Source organism: Paraburkholderia terricola, assembly GCF_003330825.1.
Classification (GTDB): Bacteria; Pseudomonadota; Gammaproteobacteria; order Burkholderiales; family Burkholderiaceae; genus Paraburkholderia; species Paraburkholderia terricola.
On record NZ_CP024942.1, the window covers coordinates 2,185,681 to 2,204,579 of the forward strand.

Annotated in this window: 21 protein-coding genes; 10 read left to right on the forward strand and 11 right to left on the reverse strand. The window is 64.7% G+C overall.

The window, feature by feature from the left end; genetic code table 11:
* Positions 1-615 precede the first annotated feature (615 nt).
* Positions 616-1,092 (forward strand): OsmC family protein, encoded by a 477-nt coding sequence (locus CUJ90_RS28400; protein ID WP_073429262.1) that lies wholly within the window; start codon positions 616-618, stop codon positions 1,090-1,092.
* A 160-nt stretch (positions 1,093-1,252) separates the two neighbouring features.
* Here the strand turns inward: CUJ90_RS28400 and CUJ90_RS28405 are convergent, their stop codons facing one another.
* Positions 1,253-1,486, reverse strand: a complete 234-nt coding sequence (locus CUJ90_RS28405) for a hypothetical protein (RefSeq protein ID WP_083082911.1) — start codon at positions 1,484-1,486, stop codon at positions 1,253-1,255.
* Positions 1,487-1,560: 74 nt separating this feature from the next.
* Entirely contained in the window at positions 1,561-2,028 is a 468-nt protein-coding gene (locus tag CUJ90_RS28410) for an Lrp/AsnC family transcriptional regulator (RefSeq protein WP_114164353.1), read from the reverse strand.
* Between the two features lie 153 nt (positions 2,029-2,181).
* On the opposite strand from CUJ90_RS28410, the gene CUJ90_RS28415 reads away from it, so the two are divergent.
* On the forward strand, positions 2,182-2,859 hold the full coding sequence (locus CUJ90_RS28415) for a LysE family translocator (RefSeq protein ID WP_114164354.1): 678 nt from the start codon (positions 2,182-2,184) through the stop codon (positions 2,857-2,859).
* Between the two features lie 113 nt (positions 2,860-2,972).
* Here CUJ90_RS28415 and CUJ90_RS28420 read toward each other — a convergent pair whose 3' ends face one another.
* Positions 2,973-3,146 carry a DUF1289 domain-containing protein gene (locus tag CUJ90_RS28420; protein ID WP_073429258.1) on the reverse strand — a complete coding sequence of 58 codons (174 nt, stop codon included), beginning with the start codon at positions 3,144-3,146 and terminating at the stop codon, positions 2,973-2,975.
* A gap of 144 nt (positions 3,147-3,290) precedes the next feature.
* Between CUJ90_RS28420 and CUJ90_RS28425 the strand changes: the two genes are divergently transcribed.
* Positions 3,291-3,611 carry a YnfA family protein gene (locus CUJ90_RS28425; RefSeq protein WP_073429257.1) on the forward strand — a complete coding sequence of 107 codons (321 nt, stop codon included), beginning with the start codon at positions 3,291-3,293 and terminating at the stop codon, positions 3,609-3,611.
* 70 nt (positions 3,612-3,681) lie between these two features.
* On the opposite strand, the gene CUJ90_RS28430 is transcribed toward CUJ90_RS28425, so the two are convergent.
* A complete protein-coding gene (locus CUJ90_RS28430; RefSeq protein ID WP_114164721.1) occupies positions 3,682-4,191 on the reverse strand; it encodes a DUF1993 domain-containing protein in 510 nt (169 codons plus the stop codon).
* Positions 4,192-4,492: 301 nt separating this feature from the next.
* On the opposite strand from CUJ90_RS28430, the gene CUJ90_RS28435 reads away from it, so the two are divergent.
* The 6 genes from CUJ90_RS28435 to CUJ90_RS28460 all read left to right on the forward strand — a co-directional run bounded on the left by CUJ90_RS28435 (position 4,493) and on the right by CUJ90_RS28460 (position 11,290).
* The gene (locus CUJ90_RS28435; RefSeq protein WP_114164355.1) at positions 4,493-6,052 is read left to right on the forward strand and encodes a S53 family peptidase; all 1,560 of its coding nucleotides are present in this window, start codon (positions 4,493-4,495) and stop codon (positions 6,050-6,052) included.
* A gap of 46 nt (positions 6,053-6,098) precedes the next feature.
* Entirely contained in the window at positions 6,099-7,754 is a 1,656-nt protein-coding gene (locus tag CUJ90_RS28440; protein WP_114164356.1) for a S10 family peptidase, read from the forward strand.
* A gap of 151 nt (positions 7,755-7,905) precedes the next feature.
* Positions 7,906-8,565 (forward strand): hypothetical protein, encoded by a 660-nt coding sequence (locus CUJ90_RS28445; RefSeq protein ID WP_114164357.1) that lies wholly within the window; start codon positions 7,906-7,908, stop codon positions 8,563-8,565.
* Positions 8,566-8,710: 145 nt separating this feature from the next.
* Complete coding sequence (locus tag CUJ90_RS28450) at positions 8,711-9,073, forward strand: hypothetical protein (RefSeq protein WP_114164358.1); 363 nt, start codon at positions 8,711-8,713, stop codon at positions 9,071-9,073.
* A 435-nt stretch (positions 9,074-9,508) separates the two neighbouring features.
* The gene (locus CUJ90_RS28455; protein ID WP_114164359.1) at positions 9,509-9,775 is read left to right on the forward strand and encodes an RNA-binding protein; all 267 of its coding nucleotides are present in this window, start codon (positions 9,509-9,511) and stop codon (positions 9,773-9,775) included.
* Between the two features lie 423 nt (positions 9,776-10,198).
* Entirely contained in the window at positions 10,199-11,290 is a 1,092-nt protein-coding gene (locus CUJ90_RS28460; RefSeq protein WP_244220129.1) for a L,D-transpeptidase, read from the forward strand.
* A gap of 392 nt (positions 11,291-11,682) precedes the next feature.
* Here CUJ90_RS28460 and CUJ90_RS28465 read toward each other — a convergent pair whose 3' ends face one another.
* From CUJ90_RS28465 to CUJ90_RS28485, 5 genes are all read right to left on the reverse strand, one after another.
* The gene (locus CUJ90_RS28465) at positions 11,683-12,555 is read right to left on the reverse strand and encodes a DMT family transporter (RefSeq protein ID WP_114164360.1); all 873 of its coding nucleotides are present in this window, start codon (positions 12,553-12,555) and stop codon (positions 11,683-11,685) included.
* Between the two features lie 121 nt (positions 12,556-12,676).
* Positions 12,677-12,988 carry a hypothetical protein gene (locus tag CUJ90_RS32710; RefSeq protein WP_208645265.1) on the reverse strand — a complete coding sequence of 104 codons (312 nt, stop codon included), beginning with the start codon at positions 12,986-12,988 and terminating at the stop codon, positions 12,677-12,679.
* A 50-nt stretch (positions 12,989-13,038) separates the two neighbouring features.
* Positions 13,039-14,601: an ABC1 kinase family protein gene (locus tag CUJ90_RS28475; protein WP_114164362.1), complete on the reverse strand. Its 1,563-nt coding sequence runs from the start codon at positions 14,599-14,601 to the stop codon at positions 13,039-13,041.
* A gap of 158 nt (positions 14,602-14,759) precedes the next feature.
* Positions 14,760-15,521, reverse strand: a complete 762-nt coding sequence (locus CUJ90_RS28480; RefSeq protein WP_114164363.1) for an SDR family oxidoreductase — start codon at positions 15,519-15,521, stop codon at positions 14,760-14,762.
* 121 nt (positions 15,522-15,642) lie between these two features.
* Positions 15,643-16,857, reverse strand: a complete 1,215-nt coding sequence (locus CUJ90_RS28485) for an MFS transporter (protein ID WP_422879713.1) — start codon at positions 16,855-16,857, stop codon at positions 15,643-15,645.
* A 138-nt stretch (positions 16,858-16,995) separates the two neighbouring features.
* On the opposite strand from CUJ90_RS28485, the gene CUJ90_RS28490 reads away from it, so the two are divergent.
* On the forward strand, positions 16,996-18,003 hold the full coding sequence (locus CUJ90_RS28490) for a LysR substrate-binding domain-containing protein (RefSeq protein WP_114164365.1): 1,008 nt from the start codon (positions 16,996-16,998) through the stop codon (positions 18,001-18,003).
* Between the two features lie 180 nt (positions 18,004-18,183).
* On the opposite strand, the gene CUJ90_RS28495 is transcribed toward CUJ90_RS28490, so the two are convergent.
* Together CUJ90_RS28495 and CUJ90_RS28500 are read right to left on the reverse strand one after the other, a co-directional pair.
* The gene (locus tag CUJ90_RS28495; protein ID WP_073429245.1) at positions 18,184-18,582 is read right to left on the reverse strand and encodes a PIN domain-containing protein; all 399 of its coding nucleotides are present in this window, start codon (positions 18,580-18,582) and stop codon (positions 18,184-18,186) included.
* On the reverse strand, positions 18,579-18,824 hold the full coding sequence (locus CUJ90_RS28500) for an AbrB/MazE/SpoVT family DNA-binding domain-containing protein (RefSeq protein WP_073429293.1): 246 nt from the start codon (positions 18,822-18,824) through the stop codon (positions 18,579-18,581). The genes CUJ90_RS28495 and CUJ90_RS28500 overlap by 4 nt, the downstream gene beginning before the upstream one ends.
* Between the last annotated feature and the right edge of the window lie 75 nt (positions 18,825-18,899).

Sequence of the window (18,899 nt, forward strand, 5' to 3'; positions counted from 1 at the left end):
GAACAAAGCGGGCCGCTCGCACTCATACTTTTTGACCGGTCCGCAACGCGGGCGCGGCGTCGGGCAACTCGATAATGTGACGGAGCAGGCTATGAAAGTCATCGCAGGCAGGTTCGTGCTATCCGCATTCTTGATCGCCTTTGCGGGATCGGCCTATGCGCAGTCAACGCAACTCAGCGGCGGTTTGAACGGCGAGTCGGCTGGCCGGGGCGACAGTGTGGGCGGCGCTGCGGGAACGAGTCGTGGGACGGCAGCCGGTCCATCTCCAACGACTGGCGTGAGAACGCCCGGCAACGCCGCGGCGATTGGCGGCACCGCCAGCGCACGCTCGGGCCCGCTGCTCAACAACATGCGGGCAAACGGCACGAGCCTGAACATGAATCCCGATCCGCGAGCGCCGAACGTGACCGGACGCGTGCCGCCAACGCGATAAGGCATGCTCGCCGACGCCGTGGGCTCCGGTTCTCCGCGAGCAGCAGCGGCAGCAGCAGCGGCAATGAGAAACCAGCGGCGCTGGCATTCGAAAAGCCACGTTCGCGGCGCGGGTGAACGACGGTGCGCCCTAAAATACGAATCCCGCCCATTCGGACGGGCTCAAACGACAAGGAGATCGGCATGGCATACGGCGAGCACAAATACAAGGTATCGGTGCGGTGGACGGGCAACCGCGGCAGCGGCACCTCGGGATATCGCGATTACGGCCGCGATCATGTGATCGCCGCGGGGAACAAGCCGGACATTGCCGGTTCGTCGGATGCCGCGTTTCTCGGCGACGCCGGCCGCTGGAACCCCGAGGATCTGCTGGTCGCCTCGGCTTCCGCCTGCCACAAGCTCTGGTACCTGCATCTTTGCGCGGACGCCGGCATCGTGGTGCTCGAGTATCGCGACGAAGCAGAGGGAACGATGCTCGACAGCCCGGAGCAGGGACGTTTTTCAGAGATCGTTTTGCGCCCGCGCGTGGTGATTCGCGCGGGCGGCGATGCGGAGTTGGCGAAGCGCTTGCATCACGTGGCGCACGAGAAGTGCTATATCGCGAACTCGGTCAACTTTCCGATTGCCTGCGAGCCGGTGATCGAGACGCGGGCCGGGTGAAAGCTTCACTGGCTCTGCGAATTCAGTTGAATCTGTGAGTGCGGCGCAACGAGCGCCCGTAACCGCATGCGGCCGCTGCCGCTAGCAAACGACGCATCGGCCGCGTGATTCCGCAGTAGCGGCGCAGCGGCGATTCAGCAAAATCGGGCGCGCCGGCCGCTCAACGATTGCCGTCGAGCAGATCGCCGAGCATTTCGTCGAACGCCGCCTGCGCGTCTTCGAGTTCCTGCAACGCGGCGTCGAAGGTTTGCAGCGCGAACTGCGAAGGCTTGCCGCTGCCCGCCGGCGGAAACTGCGATTGCAGCGACGCGAAGGCCGCCTGCACCCGTTGCGTGGCGGTCAATACACGCTCCATCGCGGCCGTTTCCTCGGCTCGCGCCTGTTCCTGATTCAGTTGATCCATGACATCTCCGTACTCGTCCACTCGGCTCGCGCCGAATCAAATGCGTGACTATGCCACGTTGGCGTTCAGGCGACCGGCAAGCCGCCGTTGGCTTTCACTTCGCGCAGCGAGAGCGCCGATTCCACCGACGTCACGCCCGGCAGGCTGCGCATCTCGTCGCGCATGAACGTGCCGTAGTCGTCGAGGTCGCGCGCCACCACTTGCAGGATGTAGTCGGCGCTGCCCGACACGTTGTGGCACGACAGGATTCGCGAAATCGCCTGCACCTCGCGCTCGAAGCGCGTCGCCACCGCGCGGTCGTGCACGGCAAAGCGCACATAGACGAACGCCACCACGCCGAAACCGAGAGCGGAGCGCGACGGCATCGCGCGGTAGTGGTCGATATAGCCGTCATTTTCGAGGCGTTTGAGACGACGCGCGCAGGGCGTTTCGCTGAGGCCGACCATCTCGGCCAGCCGCGCGTTCGACATGCGGCCGTCTTTCTGCAGCGCGGCGAGGATCGCGCGGTCCGTTTTATCGAGGTCGGTTGTCATGGCTCGGGAGATCTCCGCGGGCTGGCGGAAAACATGGAAAGAAGGCGGAATGTTAGCGTATTCCTCCAAATCGTAACCATGAAGACCGGAAATTCGCCAGCAAACCCTCCACTGACGATAGCAACATAGAGCCATTGAAAACCGGAGGCTTCCTTGATTTCCGCACACTTGCTGGCCGTCTATATCGCTGCGCTGTTCGTCGTCTATGCCGTGCCCGGACCCGACATGGCGCTGATTCTGCAAACCAGTATCGGACGCGGCATGCGCCACGGTTTCGCGGCAGCCGCCGGCCTCGGCGTGGCGCGTGCGACCCACGTCACGCTCTCGGCATGCGGGGCGGCGGCGCTGTTGCGCGGCGCGCCCTGGCTCTACGACATCGTGCGTTATGGCGGCGCGGTGTATCTCGCGTGGGTCGGCATTCAGATTTTCCGTTCGCCGGTGTTCGCGTTGCCCGATGGACATGACGCGCGCGGCGCGGCGGACGGCACCGAGGGCATCGGTGCCGGAAACAAGGCGGGAGCCGGCTCGCGTCCGTTGCGGACCGCTTTCGTCAAAGGCTTGCTCACCAATCTGCTGAACCCGAAAGCGCTGCTGTTCTGCTCGGTGCTATTGCCGCAGTTCGTGCGCCCGGAGGCGGGTCCGGTGGCGTTGCAGATGGTCGAACTGGGTGTGGTGCTGCTCGCCATCGGCGTATGTTTCGACGCGATGTACGCGATCGGCGCCGCGCGGATCGCCGGCTGGATGCGCGCTCATCCGCTTGCGCAAACCTTGCAGCGCTGGACGTTCTCGGCAGCGCTGATCGGCTTTGCATTGCGGCTCTCGCTCGATTGACGCGATGGGATGAGCCGCCGCGCTGGTTGGCAGTCCGGTGGCGATCCCGCACGGCCGCGTTTAGCTCCGCTTCGCAACGCGTCTAGCGATGGATAGCCAGCCGCGCAAGCGGCCTACTTGCCCAGTTTGCGCTCGCGATGCGAGCGGTCCTCGACGATTCTCCGGCGCTGCTTGTCTTTCATCTTCTTCCAGCTCTTGCATTCGTCGCGCGTGCGCAAACAGCCGATGCAAAAGCCGGTTTTGCTGTCGAATTTGCAGATGTCGATGCAGGGTGACGCGATGCTCATGACGGATAGGGATAGAGACCAGGAACGCCGACTGTCGCACGCGCGTTGCCCGTGCGCCAAGCGATTGTGTTAATAGAACCGATAGCGCGCCGCGTACAACCAGGCGGCGACACAACCGACACAACCCCTTGCTTCCCTCTGTCGATGAAAACTTTTGTGCTTTATGTCGTGACCGCCCTTGCCGAGATCGTCGGTTGCTACTTGCCGTGGCGCTGGCTGAAGCAGGGCGGCTCGATCTGGCTGCTGGTGCCCGGCGCGCTCAGCCTCGCGCTGTTCGCCTGGCTGCTGACGCTGCACGGCACCGCCGCGGGCCGCGTGTATGCGGCTTACGGCGGTGTGTATGTGGCGGTGGCGATCGCTTGGCTATGGTGCGTCGACAAACTGCGCCCCACGCCGTGGGATGCGGCGGGCGTTGCCTTCACGCTGGCCGGCATGGCGATCATTGCCTTCCAGCCGCGTGTTTGAAGCTTTGGGCGACGCGCCGCGCGTCGTCTTTCGTGCAACGCTCACGCAATCGAAGCGTTGCAGCGCTCGTTTACCTGATGCCGCCCAGGTAGTCGAGCTTGCCGAGTTCGACGCCGTTGTGACGCAGAATGTCGTACGCCGTCGTGACGTGAAAATAAAAGTTGGGCAGCACGAAACCGAGCAGATACGACAGGCCCGTGAACTCGATCGGGCCGGTGCGCATTTTCAGCGTGATGGCGCGCTCTTCCGAGCCGTCGATCTGCTCCGCGCTGAACTCCTTCAGATAATCGATCGTCTTTTGCAGGCGCGCGTGCAGTTCGTCGAAGGTCTGTTCGACGTCTTCGAATTTCGGCGCTTCGACGCCGGCTAGACGCGCGGCGCATCCCTTCGCGGTATCGCTCGCGATATAGATCTGGCGCACCAGCGGCAGCATGTCCGGCGCGAGCCGCGCGTTCGTGAACACCGACGGCTCGATCTGCTTCGCGGCGGCATGCGCCTGCGCCTTGCCGAGGATGGCTTGCAGATTGGTCAGGCCGCGAATCAGTACGGGCAGTGATGCTTGATACATCGAAATTGGCATGGGGTTCCTCTGATTCTTTGATCGTGCGCGCACGGCGCGCCAGGCAATGTAGCGGCTGGATTGCCGCTGCAGCATCATAGCGCGTGCCGTGCATGACGCGCTTGAGACAGTGCGGCGTTAGCCATTCGGACAACTGCCGCGCGCGCCGGAACTGTGGTCGAATGCATGGGTCGGACGATTTGGCGAAGTCCTTGAAAACAGCACCTGTCGCGCTCGTAAGGCGATGAGGTTGTGCAGATGCGCGCCGTGCCCTGGCTTCAGCTTGCGGCCTGCGCCGTCGCGCTAACAGGAGAGTCGACACATGGTCACAAAGCATCCGCTGCCGGGAAGCGAGCGAACGGTGGAACAAGGTTCGAAAGTGGTCGGTCAATGCGATCCGGCGGAACGAATCGAGGTTTTCGTCATGCTGCGCCGTCAACGGCAGGCGCAGTTCGATGCGTTGATGAGCAGAATCCAGGCGGGCGACCCGAACGTGAAACCGCTGTCGCGCGACGAACTGGCAAAAGATTACGGCGCCGCGCCCGACGACATCGCCAAGGTCAAGGCCTTCGCCGCGGCGCACGGCTTGACGGTGGTGCGCGAGGACCCGGCGGCGCGTTCGGTCTTGCTGAGCGGCACGATCGCGCAGTTTCAGGGCGCGTTCGGAGTCAAGCTCGAGCATTACCAGCATCGCACGGCCGGCGAGTTCCGCGGCCGCACCGGCCCGATCAACGTGCCGGACGATCTGCACGGCGTCGTTGAAGCGGTGCTCGGGCTCGACAACCGGCCCCAGGCGCGGCCGCACTTTCGCATCCGGCCGCCGTTCAGGCCGGCGAAGGCGCATCAGGTTTCCTTCACCCCTCCGCAACTCGCGGCGCTCTACCAGTTCCCGCAAGGCGACGGCAGCGGGCAATGCGTCGGCATCCTCGAACTCGGCGGCGGATACACCCGCAGCGATCTCGATGCGTACTTCGCGAGCCTGGGTGTCGCGTCGCCCACGGTGAAGCCGGTCAGCGTCGACCAGGCCCGCAATGAGCCGACCGGCGACCCGAACGGCCCGGACGGCGAGGTTACGCTCGACATCGAAGTGGTCGGCGCCATCGCGCCCGGCGCGACGATCGCGGTGTATTTCACGCCGAACAGCGACGCCGGTTTCATCGACGCACTAAGCCGCGCGGTGCACGACACGGCCAACAAGCCGTCGGTGATTTCGATTAGCTGGGGCGCGCCGGAATCGAGCTGGACCAGCCAGTCGCTGCAGGCGTTCAATAGCGTGCTGGAGACGGCGGCGGCGCTCGGCGTGACGGTTTGCGCGGCGTCGGGCGATAGCGGTTCGAGCGATGGCGTGAGCGGTGGCGATCAGGTGGACTTTCCCGCGTCGAGTCCCTACGTGCTGGCGTGCGGCGGCACGAGTCTGACCGCATCGGGCACGTCGATTTCGCGCGAGGTGGTGTGGAACGACGGCGCGCAGGGGGGCGCGGGCGGTGGCGGTGTGAGCCGGGCCTTCCCCGTGCCGGCATGGCAAAAGGGCCTGTCCGCCGCTTTGTCGAGCGGCGGCAAGACGGCCCTCGGCGGGCGCGGCGTGCCCGACGTGGCCGGCGACGCATCGCCCATCACCGGCTACACGGTGCTGATCGGCGGCGAGCAGACCGTGATCGGCGGCACCAGCGCGGTCGCGCCGCTGTGGGCGGCGCTGATCGCGCGCATCAATGCGGCGAAGGGCGAGCCGGCCGGTTTCATCAACCCGAAGCTGTACAAGGCGCCGCACGTGTGCAACGACATCACGCAAGGCAACAACGGCAGTTTCGCGGCGTCAGAGGGGTGGGATGCCTGCACCGGACTCGGCAGCCCCAATGGTCAGAAGGTGGCGGGCGCACTATAGTCAGCAGCACACGAGACACCAGCGTGAACGAACCCTTGGAGCGATCATGACGAATACCGAGCCGGCTTCCGTTAGTCCGCATGCGTCACACGATTCTCTTGGCCTGAGCACGCCGGCGGCCGCCGGCGTGCCGCGTAAAAGCGGCGACCAGCCATTCTTCGATCCGATCGCTTACGGTAACGGGCCGGACGACGCCGTCACCGAAACCGCCGAGACCGCGGCTGTCACGCACCATTCGGTCACCATCGGCGGCAACACGATCAAGTACACGGCAACGGCGGGGCACCTGGTGATCGTCGACCCGAGCAGCTCGCAGCCCGTCGCCAGAATGTTCCACGTTGCGTTCACGCAGGACAACCAGAAGGAAGAAACCCGCCCGGTGACTTTCTTCTATAACGGCGGGCCGGGTTCGTCCTCGGTGTTCGTGCTGCTCGGATCGTTCGCGCCGCGCCGCATCAGGACGTCGATGCCGGGCTTCACGCCGCCCGCGCCGTACTCGATGGAGGACAATCCCGACAGCCTGCTCGACAAGAGCGACCTCGTGTTCATCAACCCCGTTGGCACCGGTTATTCGGCCGCGATCGCGCCGAAGAAGAACCGCGACTTTTGGGGTGTCGACCAGGACGCCGACTCGATCAAGCAGTTCATCAAGCGTTTTCTCACCAAACACAACCGCTGGAATTCGCCGAAGTATCTGTTCGGCGAGTCTTACGGCACGGCGCGCAGTTGCGTGCTGGCTTACCGGTTGCACGAAGACGGCGTCGACCTGAACGGCATCACGCTGCAATCGTCGATCCTCGATTACACGCAATCCGGCAATCCCGTCGGCACGCTGCCCACGGCCGCCGCGGACGCGTGGTATCACAAGAAGCTCGGCATCGCGCCGCGGCCGACCAATCTCGGCGCGTTCGCCGAAGAGGTGGCGCAATTCGCGCGCACCGATTATCTGGCGGCCTTGCGCAAATTTCCGACCACCGATTCGGCGATCGTCGAAAAGCTGAGCGAATACACCGGCATCGACAAAACCACCTTGCTGGCCTGGAGCCTCGACATCACGTCGTACGACAGCCGCGGCAATTCTCTTTTCCTCACCACGCTGCTGAAATCGCAAGGCCTCGCGCTCGGCGCATACGACGGCCGCGTGACCGCGATCGACACCGGCATTGCCGGCAAGGTCGACCCGAATTCCGGCGGCAACGATCCGACCATGACGGCCGTCAGCGGCGTCTATACGACCATGTGGAACGTGTATCTGAACGAGCAGTTGAAATACACGTCGAATTCGTCGTTCACCGACCTGAACGATCAGGCCTTCCAGTACTGGGACTTCGGTCACATCGATCCGACCGGCGAACAGAAGGGCGTCGACGCGAAGGGCAACGTCGTTCTTTACACCGCCGGCGACCTCGCCGCCGTGATGGCGCTCAACCCCGATCTGAAAGTGTTGTCGGCGAACGGCTTCTACGACTACGTCACGCCTTTCTATCAGACCGTGCTCGATTTACAGCAAATGCCGCTTCTCAGCCAGCAGGTCCGGCAGAATCTGTCGGCGCGGTTTTATCCGTCGGGGCACATGATCTATCTCGACGGCGGCTCTCGCACCGCGCTCAAGGCCGACCTCGCAAACATGTACGAGGCGACGGTGTCCGACACGCAGGCGCTCGGACGGATTCGCGCGTTGCAGGCGCGTGTGGCGAAGTAGCGCCTGGCCGGGGGCGCGGTGGCGTCGGCGGCATGCGGCGGCGTGCCGCGCGCCTCGCCGCAGGCGCGGCCTTTTCCACGCCTGCCTATTGAATGTGTTTTAATTGCCCCGCGAATTGAACTATTGCGCGCCGCTGCCGGCGCGTGCACGAATGAACCCAGGCATTGCAGACATACGTCGCGGCAACCGGTTCCGCGACTCGATCAATAGGACGAACACAAACGGGGCGATTGCGCGCACCCTCGCGCGCCGGCGTGAAGCCGCCCATTCCGTTCGCAAGACGCGCGTCGCGCTCCTGCTTGGCTTGACCACGGTGCTCGCCTTGCACGTGGGCGCGGCCCGCGCGCAGGACGCCGGCATGCTCGACGAGCGGGTCACGCAGGAATCGGTAGGTGAGACGATCTGCCGGCCCGGCTATGCGCACACGGTCGCACCGCCGTTCGACGCAATGATGGCGCACAAGGACCGCATGCTCGCCGCGCGAGGTATCGATGCGGACGACGGCGCCGATTTCGCACTCGACAGACGCGTGCCCATTGTCCTCGGCGGCTCGCCGGACGCGCCCGCCAATCTCGATCTCCTGCCGTGGGCGGGCCGTGAGGGTGAGCGCCGCAAGGCGCGCGCGGCGGTGATGCTCAAGCGCTGCGTCTGCGAAGGCAAACTGAGCCTCGCGGAAGCGCAAGCCGCGATCGTCGGCAAGTGGTCGGTGGTTTATTCGGGCTTCAGCCAAACCTCTTGCGACGTCAGCCGGCTCGATGTCGCGACCGGCGGCGACAATGGGCGGGACGCCGCGCGCGACCGCTCGCCATGAAGCCGGGCGCTTTCGTCCGCATCGTCGTGGGTGTTCGTTCGCGCGTGTTTTCCGGCGCCGTTCGCTGCCCATGCCCGCATCTCACGCAACCGATGGCTCGCGTGCTTCGCGCTCCGCTGCCACAACTTATTCCCGGAGAATCATCATGACCCATTCACGCCTTGCCGCCGTGGCGTTGGCATTCGGTTGCCTGTTCGCCGGCACTGCCGCGCTTGCCGCGGAGCCCGCCCGCTGCGGCAGCGCCGACGCGCTGCAAATTCGCGGCGATGTGCCCGCGGCAATCAGCTTCGACGTGTATCGGCAACTGCGTGCGCAACTGCTGCCGCTGAACGCGCAGCGCGTCGCGCTGTTCCAGGCCGCGGGCGAAGTGAAGCGTCTGCCCGACGGCCTCGCGGTGTGCGAAATCGCCGACGACGGCGTCGACGATCCGTCCGCGGTTCTGGTTCGCTTGCCGCAGGGCAAGAACGCCTGGTGGGTGAGCGCGGCCAACGTGCAAGCGGTGGACTGACCTCGACGATCAGCGGCCTCTCGCGCATGTCCCGCCGGATGCCGCAGTGATGCGCGCCGCGGATCGGTGCGGCGTCGAGTGTCGCATCCGATGCGTTTGCCGCGCCTGGACCGCTAAATGAACAGCTGTTTTGCTATTTTCGACGCGGCTTATTCAGGTACAGTGCATTGACGGGATGGTCAGGTCCGTTTCAGACACTGCGTCGCATCGCTTTTGCGGTCGCTGGTGGCTATCCTGAGAAAACAGGACGAATTTCGCAGGGGAGATTTCCATGATTGCCTTCTACTTGTCATTGGCCGCTTTGGGCGCCGCTGGTGCTGCAATGATCCGCGAACTTGCCGCCGCTCAGGCGAAACAGCGCGCCGCGTTGCGCCCAGTGCGCGTGCAAACCGCGGATCGCGGCAGGGGCCGCGGCGCACGCCGAGGGTAAACTGCATGAACCTGATCGTGCGCAACATTGCCGAATCGTGCAGCGAGCAGGAAGTGCGGGAATTCCTCAAGCGCGAGTTGGGGCATTACGCGAAACACATCGAGGTGGTCGACGCCGGCAAGCCCGGCGCGTACGCCACGGTGGAGCTGGACGCGCAAGTGCCTTATGTCGGCGAGGTGATCGCGCGGCAGATTCACGGTAAGCAGTTGGGCGGCGTGGCGCTCGAAGCAAGCGCGGATCTGTTCACCGACGAGCCGCCGGCCGCTCAATGAGTCGTTCACGCGGTTGCGCGTTCGGTTGCTCATTCGGTTGCTCATCGAGCGGCTGAAAGCGAATCTCTCGAATGCGGTTCATGGCAAGACGCCGGCTCGATCAGCGTGTCCGCGCACACATTCTTTCCTCGCATTTCCGATCCTCTGTCACTTCCCGCTTGCCTGCGTCGGCCAGTCGAACGGCGTGTATGGCAACGCCCGCTCATGCCGCGTGTCGTCGCGGAAGTGCAGGCGCCGCGTGAGCCGGCGAGCCGTCGATCCGGTGGACGACTGGGCGGTCAATAATAATCAGCTTTTCTCAACTGCGCGATGAACTACCCGCATCGGCCTGGCCAGCCTCCACTCGGCCGCATGACTTTCGTATCGGTGGCTCGTCGGCGTGAAGTGTGGTGTATGGCGTCTTTGTGGTCTGTGTTGCATGCGATGCGCGCGGGTTCTTTGCTTCGTTGCCTGGCGCGTGCGTCGGTCGCCGGTTTGTGCGCCGCGTGCGCGCTGTCGTGCGGCGTCGCGATCGCGGCATCGGCATCGGCATCCGCATCCGCATCCGCATCCGCATCGGCATCGGCATCGGCTTCGGCTTCGGCTTCGGCTTCGGCGTCCGCTTCGGCATCGGCGTCCGCTCCGGTATCCGTATCGGCACCCGCGCCACGATCCAAGCCCGCATCGAAACCACTCCCGGCGAGCCGGCCCGCGCCTCTCTTCGACGCGTCGGCGGTCACGGCGCCCGATGCCGGCGGCGTGGTCGATCCGCGTCGCGCGTTTGCCTTGCGGGACGCGTTCGCGCAACAGGTGACGCGCCGGCTCAAAGTGCCGGCCGTCGAGCAACGCGCCTACGCCGACCGTCTGCAAGCGGCGCTCGATGCGCAGACATTGGGCGGCCTGTCGGGCGAGTATGTGGTGCTGGTCGATCGCAATGCCAACGTGCAGGCGTTGTTCATCTATTTCCGCGCGACGCCGTCCGACACGTGGCAGATGATCGGTGCGTCGCCGGTTTCGACTGGACGGCCCGGCGAGTACGACCACTTCATCACGCCGCTCGGCGTGTTCGAACATACGCCCGCCAACATGGATTTCCGTTCAGAAGGCACGCAGAACGACAACCATATTCGCGGCTACGGCCAGCGCGACATGCGGATCTTCGACTTCGGCTGGGCCCAAGGCCAGCGCGGCTGGGGCAAGGGCGGCATCTCGGAGATGCGGCTGCAGATGCACGCCACCGACCCCGACTGGCTCGAGCCGGTGCTCGGCATTCGCCACTCGAAGGGTTGCGTGCGGATCCCCGCGTCGCTCAATACGTTTCTCGACCACTACGGCATTCTCGACGCCGAATATGCGGCGTTGGCCGAATCCGGCAAATCGCTGTGGGTGCTGAAAAGCAATCGGCAGATGACGCCGTGGGCGGGGCGGTACATCGTCGTGGTGGATTCGCAGCGCGAGAGCCGTCCCGCGTGGGCGCCGGCGCCAGGCGGCAAGGCACTCGCCAAGGTGCCGGCCGGGGCGAGTTCGGCGGATTGATATTCGTGGGCGGCTGGAACCGGGTCAGGCGCTGAACGATTGTTGGCCCGTGCCCGGCGACGGCGCGGCCAGCGCTTCGCTCGAACTTCGGTCGGCGCTTCGCTCGACTTCGGTCAGCGCTTCGCTCGAACTTCGGCCATTGCTGCGCCTGAACTTTCGTCAGCGCGTCAGCGTGGCAAGAGGCTGCGGGCATTCTCTCGATAGGGCGAGTGCCGTTGGCGCTCCACTCGAATTTTCACGATCGCTTCGCTTTGCGGCTAGCGCTTTGCTTTAGCCCGCGTCGACGCGACTGGCGGCAACCCGCACTCATGCTCGCATTGGCGCGACGAGCGCTCCGTCCGACCTCTCACGAGCGCCCCGGCCCCGGCGGCGGCTAGCACTCAGCCGACGCCTCACGACCGCGCCAGCAACACACCCAGCAACGCCACCGCGAAACCCGCGATCTGCACCGGCAGCAGCGTTTCGCCGAAGCCGGCATAACCTTCGAGCGCGGCAAGCGGCGGGGCGAGAAACAGCAGCGCGGTGGCGCGTGCCGCATCGCCACGCCTCACCATCCACACCAGCAAAGTGACGCTGACGCCCGAGAGCATCACGATCCCCCAGGCGAGCGAGGTCCACAACACGGGCGACGCGATCCACCGATGCTCGCCGAGTGTCAGCGCGAGCACGACCGCGACGAGCGCCGCGCCGAAATTCTGCACCGCGCTCGCACTGCGAATATCGGCCTTGGCAAGCGAAGTCTTCTGAAACAAGGTGCCCGCCGTGATCGCGCCGACCGCGCCGATCGAGATGAGCACCACCAGCCACGGCGGCGCGTCGCCATGAGGCGAGGGCGGCGCGGCCGATGCGAGCTTCGGTTCGAGAACCAGCGCCACCCCGGCAAGACCGAGCGCCATGCCGGCCCAGCCACGCCGCGAAAGCCGCCCGCCGAACAGCGGCGCCGCGACGGCGGCGGTCGCGAGCGGCTGCAGCGCGCCGAGCAAGGCCATCACGCCGGCGCTCAAACCCTGCGCGACGGCCCAGTAGCCGGCGCCGAGGTAGACGCCTTGCAGCAGCGCGCCCGCCACCAGGTGCTTGCCGAAATCGCGGCCGGTCGGCCAGGCGGCGCGCGCTACCACGGCGGCAAGCGCGAAGATCAGCGCGGTGCCGCCGAAGCGCGCCAGCAGGAAAAGATTGGGATCGGCGTAGGGCGTGATCGCCCGCGCGACCACGAAACCGGTCGACCACAATACGACGAAGACGGCGGCGATCAGGGAAGCGAGCATCGGAAAGCTTGATGTGAAAAACCGCCATCTTCGCGGGATGCGTGACGCGTGTCTTGTTCGAAGCTGCAATCGGTTGTTCGTCTCGACGGCGGGTGAACCTTTGTAGCACCGGCACCGGCAGTCACGATGGGACCGGTTGCGTTGGCCACGCTCGCGGCAATCGCGGCGGCCAGGGTTCTTGCGACACCAGGAGCACGGCGAGCACTGGGAGCACGGCGAGCACTGGGAGCGCGGCGAGCACTGGGAGCACTGGGAGCACGGAGAGCACCGAGAGCACCGAGAGCACCGAGAGCACCGAGAGCGCGGAGAGCACCGACAGCACGAAGAGCACGAAGAGCACGAAGAGCACGAAGAGCACGAAGAGCACGAAGAGCACGAAGAGCACGAAAAGCACGAAAAGCACGAAAAGCACGAAAAGCACGAAGAGCCCCAACCGCCCCAACCGCCCCAGCCCTCACATTCATCCCATCTACATCGACCTCATCACCACCACGCCAGCAAAGCCGTGCCCGCGCCGAGCACGGCGCCGCACAACACACACGCCCACAACAGCAGCCGCGTGCGACGGTACTCCCGCCCGATATCCGCCATCAATTGAGCGTTCTGCCGTGGCGTGCGCGCGCGGTCGTGTTCATGCTGCAAATAGCGCACCGCCAGTTGCGGCACGCGCGGCAGCATATGCGCGAGGTGCGGCAACTCGCGCGAGATGCGCTTGATCCAGCCGCGATGATCGACGTCGCGCCGCGCAATGTCCGCGAGTACGCCGCGTGCGATGTTCCAGCTATCGACGCCCGGATGCAGCGCGCGCGCCAACGTCTCCGCCTGCTGAAAGGAGCGCTGCGCGGTGGCGAGACGCGTGGGCACGACGCCGTCGAACGGCTGTACGACGTGCAGCAGATGCTGAAACAGCGAACCCGCCGAGCGGTCTGCCGGCGCGGCGGCGAAATGCGCTTCGGCGCGCGTGCGCAACTCGGCCTCGAGCAGGTCCGCGCGCGTGTCGTGGGGAACGTGCCCGGCGTCGCGATGCAGTTCGGCCAGCCGGCCATAGTCCTGGTCGAACAGGGCGGTCGCGCCATGCACGAAGAACTCGCGCTCATCGGTCGACAGACTCGACATGATCGAAAACTCCGCGAGCACGAGACGCCCGAGTGTGTCCGGTTCGATGCTCACACGCACCCGGCGCGCATCGAGCGTCGCGTGAAAGAAGCCGTGCTCGAACGCCTGCTCCGTCACCACCTCGACGATATGCGCGGCCAGCGGCGCGAGCTTGACGTGATGCGCGCGCAGGGCGGTCAGGTCGCTGGCCGGCAAGCTGCTGATGCGCTGCATCGTCAGCGTGTGGCTCGTGCACAGATCCCAGATGACGCTCGGCACGACGATGCGCGCGTCGCCGTCGAAATGATGGCCGGTCTGACTCAGATTGGCGGCTTCGGCGCGCAGATCGAAGCGGCGCAGGATGTCGTCGGTGAACGTCTGCGCCAGCGCGCGCAATTGCAGGCGGCGCGCGCTGCCTGACATCTTCTCCAGCCAGCGCGCGACCCAGCGCAACAGCGCGAGTTCGTCGACGATCTGTTGCAGTTGATCGGCGCGCACCAGCTTGATCGCCACTTCGCGATGGCCGTTGATCGGCGCGAGGAGCCGCGCGAAGTGAGTCTGTTCGGCGAAGCCGCCGCGCACCGGCACCAGATCCACGGCGCTGAACAGCGTGGCGAGCGGACGGCCGAATGCGCGCGTCAAAGCCTGTTCCGATTCGGGCGGCGGCAGCGGCGCTTCGAGGTGATCGATTGCGTCGATGGCGTCGTGCAAGGTGCTCGTTGCGAGTTCGGGCCGTTCGGCCAGCGTCCGCGCGAAGCGGCTCGCGAGCGGTCCGAGAGCCGGCAGCACGTCGTGCAGGCGTTCGAGGCGGCGCCCGGAGGCCTGCATGCGGACGATCAACTGGATCAGCCAGTGCAGTTTGTGCTCGGACGGCGCGGCCAGCCAGAGCAGGCGCGCGCCGTAACGCAACGCGTGCAACAGCAGCAATAGACGGCGAAACAGTGGCGGCATCGGTAGTTCGGTTGACAGGGCCACGGGGCATAGACGGCTATCGGTTCGCGGCCAGGGCAATCAGGTTAGCAGGTTCAGCCGCGGCGATTTATCCGGGCCTGTCTTTATTTGCGTCATGCGGTTCGCCGAGGGAAGCGCCCGGCGCCGCACCCTGTTGCTCACTTGCCGCCAGTGACATCGAGGAACGTGCCGGTGATGAAGGAAGCCTCGGCGCTTGCCAGCCATAGGATCGCCCGCGCAACCTCTTCGGGTTGACCGCCTCTTCCCATGGGGATCGAGTCCTTGACGCGCTCCACCCGTCCCGGCTCGCCGCCGCTGGCATGCATGTCAGTGTAGATGTGCCCAGGGCGAATGCAGTTGACGCGTATCCCATCCCGCGCGACTTCTTTTGCAAAACCGGTGGTGAAGGTTTCGACGGCACCCTTCGACGCGGCGTAGTCGACGTATTCGTTCGGGCTACCGAGCCGGGCCGATGCCGATGAGATGTTGATCACGGAGCCGCCCCGCCCACTGTGACGATACGACATGCGCTTTGCCGCCTGCTGCGCACAGAGAATGGGGCCGATCGAGTTGACCGCGAAGATACGCTGCATCCGCTCGAATTCGAGATCCTCTAGCCGGGATTGCCGCGCAATGATCGCGGCGTTGTTCACCAGCACATCGATCCGGCCGAACGTTCGGTCGATCGCGGCGAATAGCTGAGCGACCTGTTCTGGGTCCGCGCTGTCGGCGCGCATGGGTAAAGCCCGTCGCCCGAGCGATTCCACCTCGGCCGCCACCGCAAGGGCGGCAGACTCGTTGGAGACGAAGCTTATCGCCACATCGTAACCGTGTGCGGCGGCAAGCCGCGCGGTCGCCGCGCCCACGCCACGGCCTCCTCCGGTTATCAGAATCAACGGGGCCTGCGAAACAGTATTCATCCGGCGAACCTCCACGTGATGGTGAAATGATGATTCAGGCTGCACTGACGCTTGCGCGATGCTGTCACTCGTGTGACGAGGGCGCTGGGCTAAATGACCGACGAGCGCGTCCCGAACGAGATCACGTCTTGCGCAGATGCGGACGAAGCGCAAGCGCCAGTGGGAAGACGGCCAGCGCCGTGGCCGCGGTCGCAAGCGTGGCGCCGAGTACGCCGATGCGGTCGCCCAGAAGACCGTAGGCAACCGGAGCGAGTGCCCCCGAAGCGATGGTGCCGGTATAAAAGAGCGCGAACGCTCGCTCGGTACGCTCGACCGACGTCAGTTCGGGCACCGTTCCGTAAAGCACCGACGATGTGCCGTTGAGCATCACGCCGAGCAGCGGCAGCACGATCAAAGCGGGCGCCAGTGGCAGGCAAATCACGGCAAGGATCAACGCCGCCGTGCCGCCTTCGGTTGCGAGCACGGTTCCGATGACGCCCACGCGCGCGCCGAGCCAGCCGCACACGAACTTGCCGGCGGCGCCACCGATGAAGACGAGCGCGAGCGCCGTGCCCATCATCGGTGGCGAGATGCCTTTCGTTTTCAGGAGAAAGGGCAGGAAGGTCAATAGCCCCATGCGCACGGCGGTGTCGAGCACGCCGATCGTGAACAGCAGTGAAAAGCCCGCTCGCGAACCGTTGCTGTTGTGGCTCGACGCTTCCTCGATGGAAGACTCGTCCCGAGGAACCGATGGGAGAAAAAGTGCAATCACTGCCGCGACTAAAACGCCAACGGTCGACATGGCCCAAAGCGCGTGGCGCCACGGCATGATGGTAATCAGAAGCGAGATAGCCGCCGGAAGCGCGGATTTTCCGAGGTCGCCTGAAAAATTGTAGACGCTGAGCGGCCGTCGAGCGTTGCGTCCATACACGCGCGAGACGGCTCCCGAAGCCAGCGGATGCTGTGTGCTCGAACCGCTTCCCGAGATGGCGAGCGCGACGCATAAGCCCAGCAGGGTGCCGGACATGCCTGCGACGGCATAGCCCAACGCGGCCAGCAACGTGCCGAACGCAAGCGTCGCGCGGGTGCCCAATGTGCGTGCCAGGCGTCCAGCGGGCAATTGCAGCGTTGCCATCGCGCCCGCATAGATGGCGCGCAACATCGCCAGGGCGCCGTAATTGAGTCCAAAGTCCGCCTGCCAGACAGGCAGCAAGGCGTAGATCATGTCGGTGTACCCGTCGTGCAGCGCGTGCGCCATGCACGAGAGCCATAAGACGCGCGTGCGTGACACGGAGGTCGATTGATCGGGGCCGTCGGCGACGCGCGTCGTTGGAGTGGAGAAAGAGAAAAGTCTCACGGTTCAACCGAATTTCGGAAGCGCGAGTCTCGGCGACAACTCGAGCGTTTTGTTACAGGGCACCCCATAGTCTAGGTTCGCCCAGAACGTTCTCACAACTGACGTAAAATTGAGTCAGACGGGAGAAAAAGTCACCTTATGGACACAGACAAACGCACGAGGAAAGACGCGGACAAGTTGCCCCCGTTGAATGCGTTGCGGCACTTCGAGGCGGTCGCCCGCCTCGGGAGTTTCGCGGCTGCGGCGAGCGATCTGCACGTCACGCACTGGGCGGTCGGCAAACAGATTCGATTGCTGGAAGACTGGTTCGGCGTTCCGCTCTTCGAGCGTCGCTCGCGTGGCGTCGTGCCTACGGACGAGGGCGCGGCTCTGCTCAATGATGTCGAAGGTGCATTTGCGCGCCTGGGCAGCTCGGTCACCCGGCTGCGTCACAAATCCATTACGCGTCGTATAACGGGGGTCGTGCGCGTGAATGCGCTGGCGAGCTTCGCTTTGTGCTGGCTCATACCGCGCCTGGCGGATTTTCAGGCTCGCTACCCGGACATCGATGTGCGGCTCTCTACAACCTCACGCAAGTTGCGCTACGTCGGTGATGCATTCGACGTCGGCGTGCGCTCGGGACCCGAGGACGCGGCAGGCCTCGTGTCAACGACGCTGATGCCCGACTTGCGTCTGCCCGCCTGTAGCCCGGCGATGCTGCTAAGCCATCCGATCAGGACGGTCGCCGATTTGCGACATCACACGCTCCTTCATTCCACCAGCACTCGCACGGCCTGGTCCGACTGGTTGCGGGAGGCCGGCGCACCGGGCCTGCGCGGCGCCCGCCATCTCGACTTCGATCATGTTTTTCTTCAACTGGGCGCCGCTGCCGAAGGCCTCGGCGTGACGTTGGCGTCGCTGCCGCTCATCGAGCGCGAGATCGCAACAGGGCGTCTCGTGTGTCCGATATCAGAGCCGGCCTGGCGCGGGCCCGATTACACGTTGGTCGTGAACACCGATCGCGCGGACGATGCCGCAGTCATCGCATTCAGAAAGTGGATCATGGCGGCCGCGGCGCAGAATCCGGTGGAGCCGGCTCGAAGCGAACCTGCGCAAAAAGCGCGTCGAACTACCAGGCCTTCGATGAATGAGAGAGAAAGGAATTGACGTTGTTCTGCGAGCATTGACGGCCTTTCCTTACTCATGATGTATGAGTCGCCGGGTGCAGACAGGTCCAACGAATCGCGCTCAACAGTCGTCTTTGAGCCGACAACGAAGCTCACGACGACGCGCGTAAGTCAAGAAGCTCAATCGTCACGTTTTCCCGTTTATTAGTTCGCGCCGCGATTACTTGATCAACTGCATCCCCGCGACCTTCGAGGCCGCCACGTCGAAAGTAGCCGTGTATTCGCATCCGGCTACATACCCCGAGCGCTCGATCAGGCAGTCCGCGAAGTCCGACTTTGCAGATGCGGCGAAAACGCGAAGTGCCTTTCGCACCGTGTCAGCGCCTTCAACGACCAGTTCCTTGGTGCCGATCATCGAGTCAATGATGTCCTTCATCTGCTCGCGCTCGACGCCGTAGCAACGTCCGAGCACCCACACGACTTCGACCAGGGCGACCTGCGAAACGTACCCCGGCCGCTCGGCCGATAGGGACTCCATCAGCGCCGTCGCCTTCTTCGAGTGCACGGCGTCGTCCTGGGCGAAGTAGCGGACCAGCACGTTCGTATCCAGTCCAATCATCGCGCGGATGCTCCCTGTTCCGCGATGGCCCGGTTCATGTCTTCGACCGACACCGGTTTAGCAGGCTTCTTCACGATGCCCTTGAGCGACGCAAGCGAGCGCGTGGCCGGATAGACCTCGTACCGGCCGGTCGCCTCGTTGAAGCTGAATTCGATCCGGTCTCCCGATTGCAGGCCAAGCTGATTGCGGACGTCCACGGGGATCGTAACCTGGCCCTTCGAAGTGAGAGTTGCTGTTGTCATGGTGATCCCTCCAATAATCCTTACTTTAAGGTAAGGAGTCAGGGAAAGCAAGAACGAAATAACGGCACACCATAC

Bases quoted from the DNA above. Each gene is read 5' to 3' on its own strand.
- CUJ90_RS28400 (WP_073429262.1), top strand. From the start codon at position 616: ATGGCATACGGCGAGCACAAATACAAGGTATCGGTGCGGTGGACGGGC.
- CUJ90_RS28410 (WP_114164353.1), bottom strand. From the start codon at position 2,028: ATGACAACCGACCTCGATAAAACGGACCGCGCGATCCTCGCCGCGCTG.
- CUJ90_RS28420 (WP_073429258.1), bottom strand. From the start codon at position 3,146: ATGAGCATCGCGTCACCCTGCATCGACATCTGCAAATTCGACAGCAAA.
- CUJ90_RS28425 (WP_073429257.1), top strand. From the start codon at position 3,291: ATGAAAACTTTTGTGCTTTATGTCGTGACCGCCCTTGCCGAGATCGTC.
- CUJ90_RS28430 (WP_114164721.1), bottom strand. From the start codon at position 4,191: ATGCCAATTTCGATGTATCAAGCATCACTGCCCGTACTGATTCGCGGC.
- CUJ90_RS28435 (WP_114164355.1), top strand. From the start codon at position 4,493: ATGGTCACAAAGCATCCGCTGCCGGGAAGCGAGCGAACGGTGGAACAA.
- CUJ90_RS28440 (WP_114164356.1), top strand. From the start codon at position 6,099: ATGACGAATACCGAGCCGGCTTCCGTTAGTCCGCATGCGTCACACGAT.
- CUJ90_RS28445 (WP_114164357.1), top strand. From the start codon at position 7,906: ATGAACCCAGGCATTGCAGACATACGTCGCGGCAACCGGTTCCGCGAC.
- CUJ90_RS28450 (WP_114164358.1), top strand. From the start codon at position 8,711: ATGACCCATTCACGCCTTGCCGCCGTGGCGTTGGCATTCGGTTGCCTG.
- CUJ90_RS28455 (WP_114164359.1), top strand. From the start codon at position 9,509: ATGAACCTGATCGTGCGCAACATTGCCGAATCGTGCAGCGAGCAGGAA.
- CUJ90_RS28460 (WP_244220129.1), top strand. From the start codon at position 10,199: ATGCGCGCGGGTTCTTTGCTTCGTTGCCTGGCGCGTGCGTCGGTCGCC.
- CUJ90_RS28465 (WP_114164360.1), bottom strand. From the start codon at position 12,555: ATGCTCGCTTCCCTGATCGCCGCCGTCTTCGTCGTATTGTGGTCGACC.
- CUJ90_RS28475 (WP_114164362.1), bottom strand. From the start codon at position 14,601: ATGCCGCCACTGTTTCGCCGTCTATTGCTGCTGTTGCACGCGTTGCGT.
- CUJ90_RS28480 (WP_114164363.1), bottom strand. From the start codon at position 15,521: ATGAATACTGTTTCGCAGGCCCCGTTGATTCTGATAACCGGAGGAGGC.
- CUJ90_RS28490 (WP_114164365.1), top strand. From the start codon at position 16,996: ATGGACACAGACAAACGCACGAGGAAAGACGCGGACAAGTTGCCCCCG.
- CUJ90_RS28495 (WP_073429245.1), bottom strand. From the start codon at position 18,582: ATGATTGGACTGGATACGAACGTGCTGGTCCGCTACTTCGCCCAGGAC.
- CUJ90_RS28500 (WP_073429293.1), bottom strand. From the start codon at position 18,824: ATGACAACAGCAACTCTCACTTCGAAGGGCCAGGTTACGATCCCCGTG.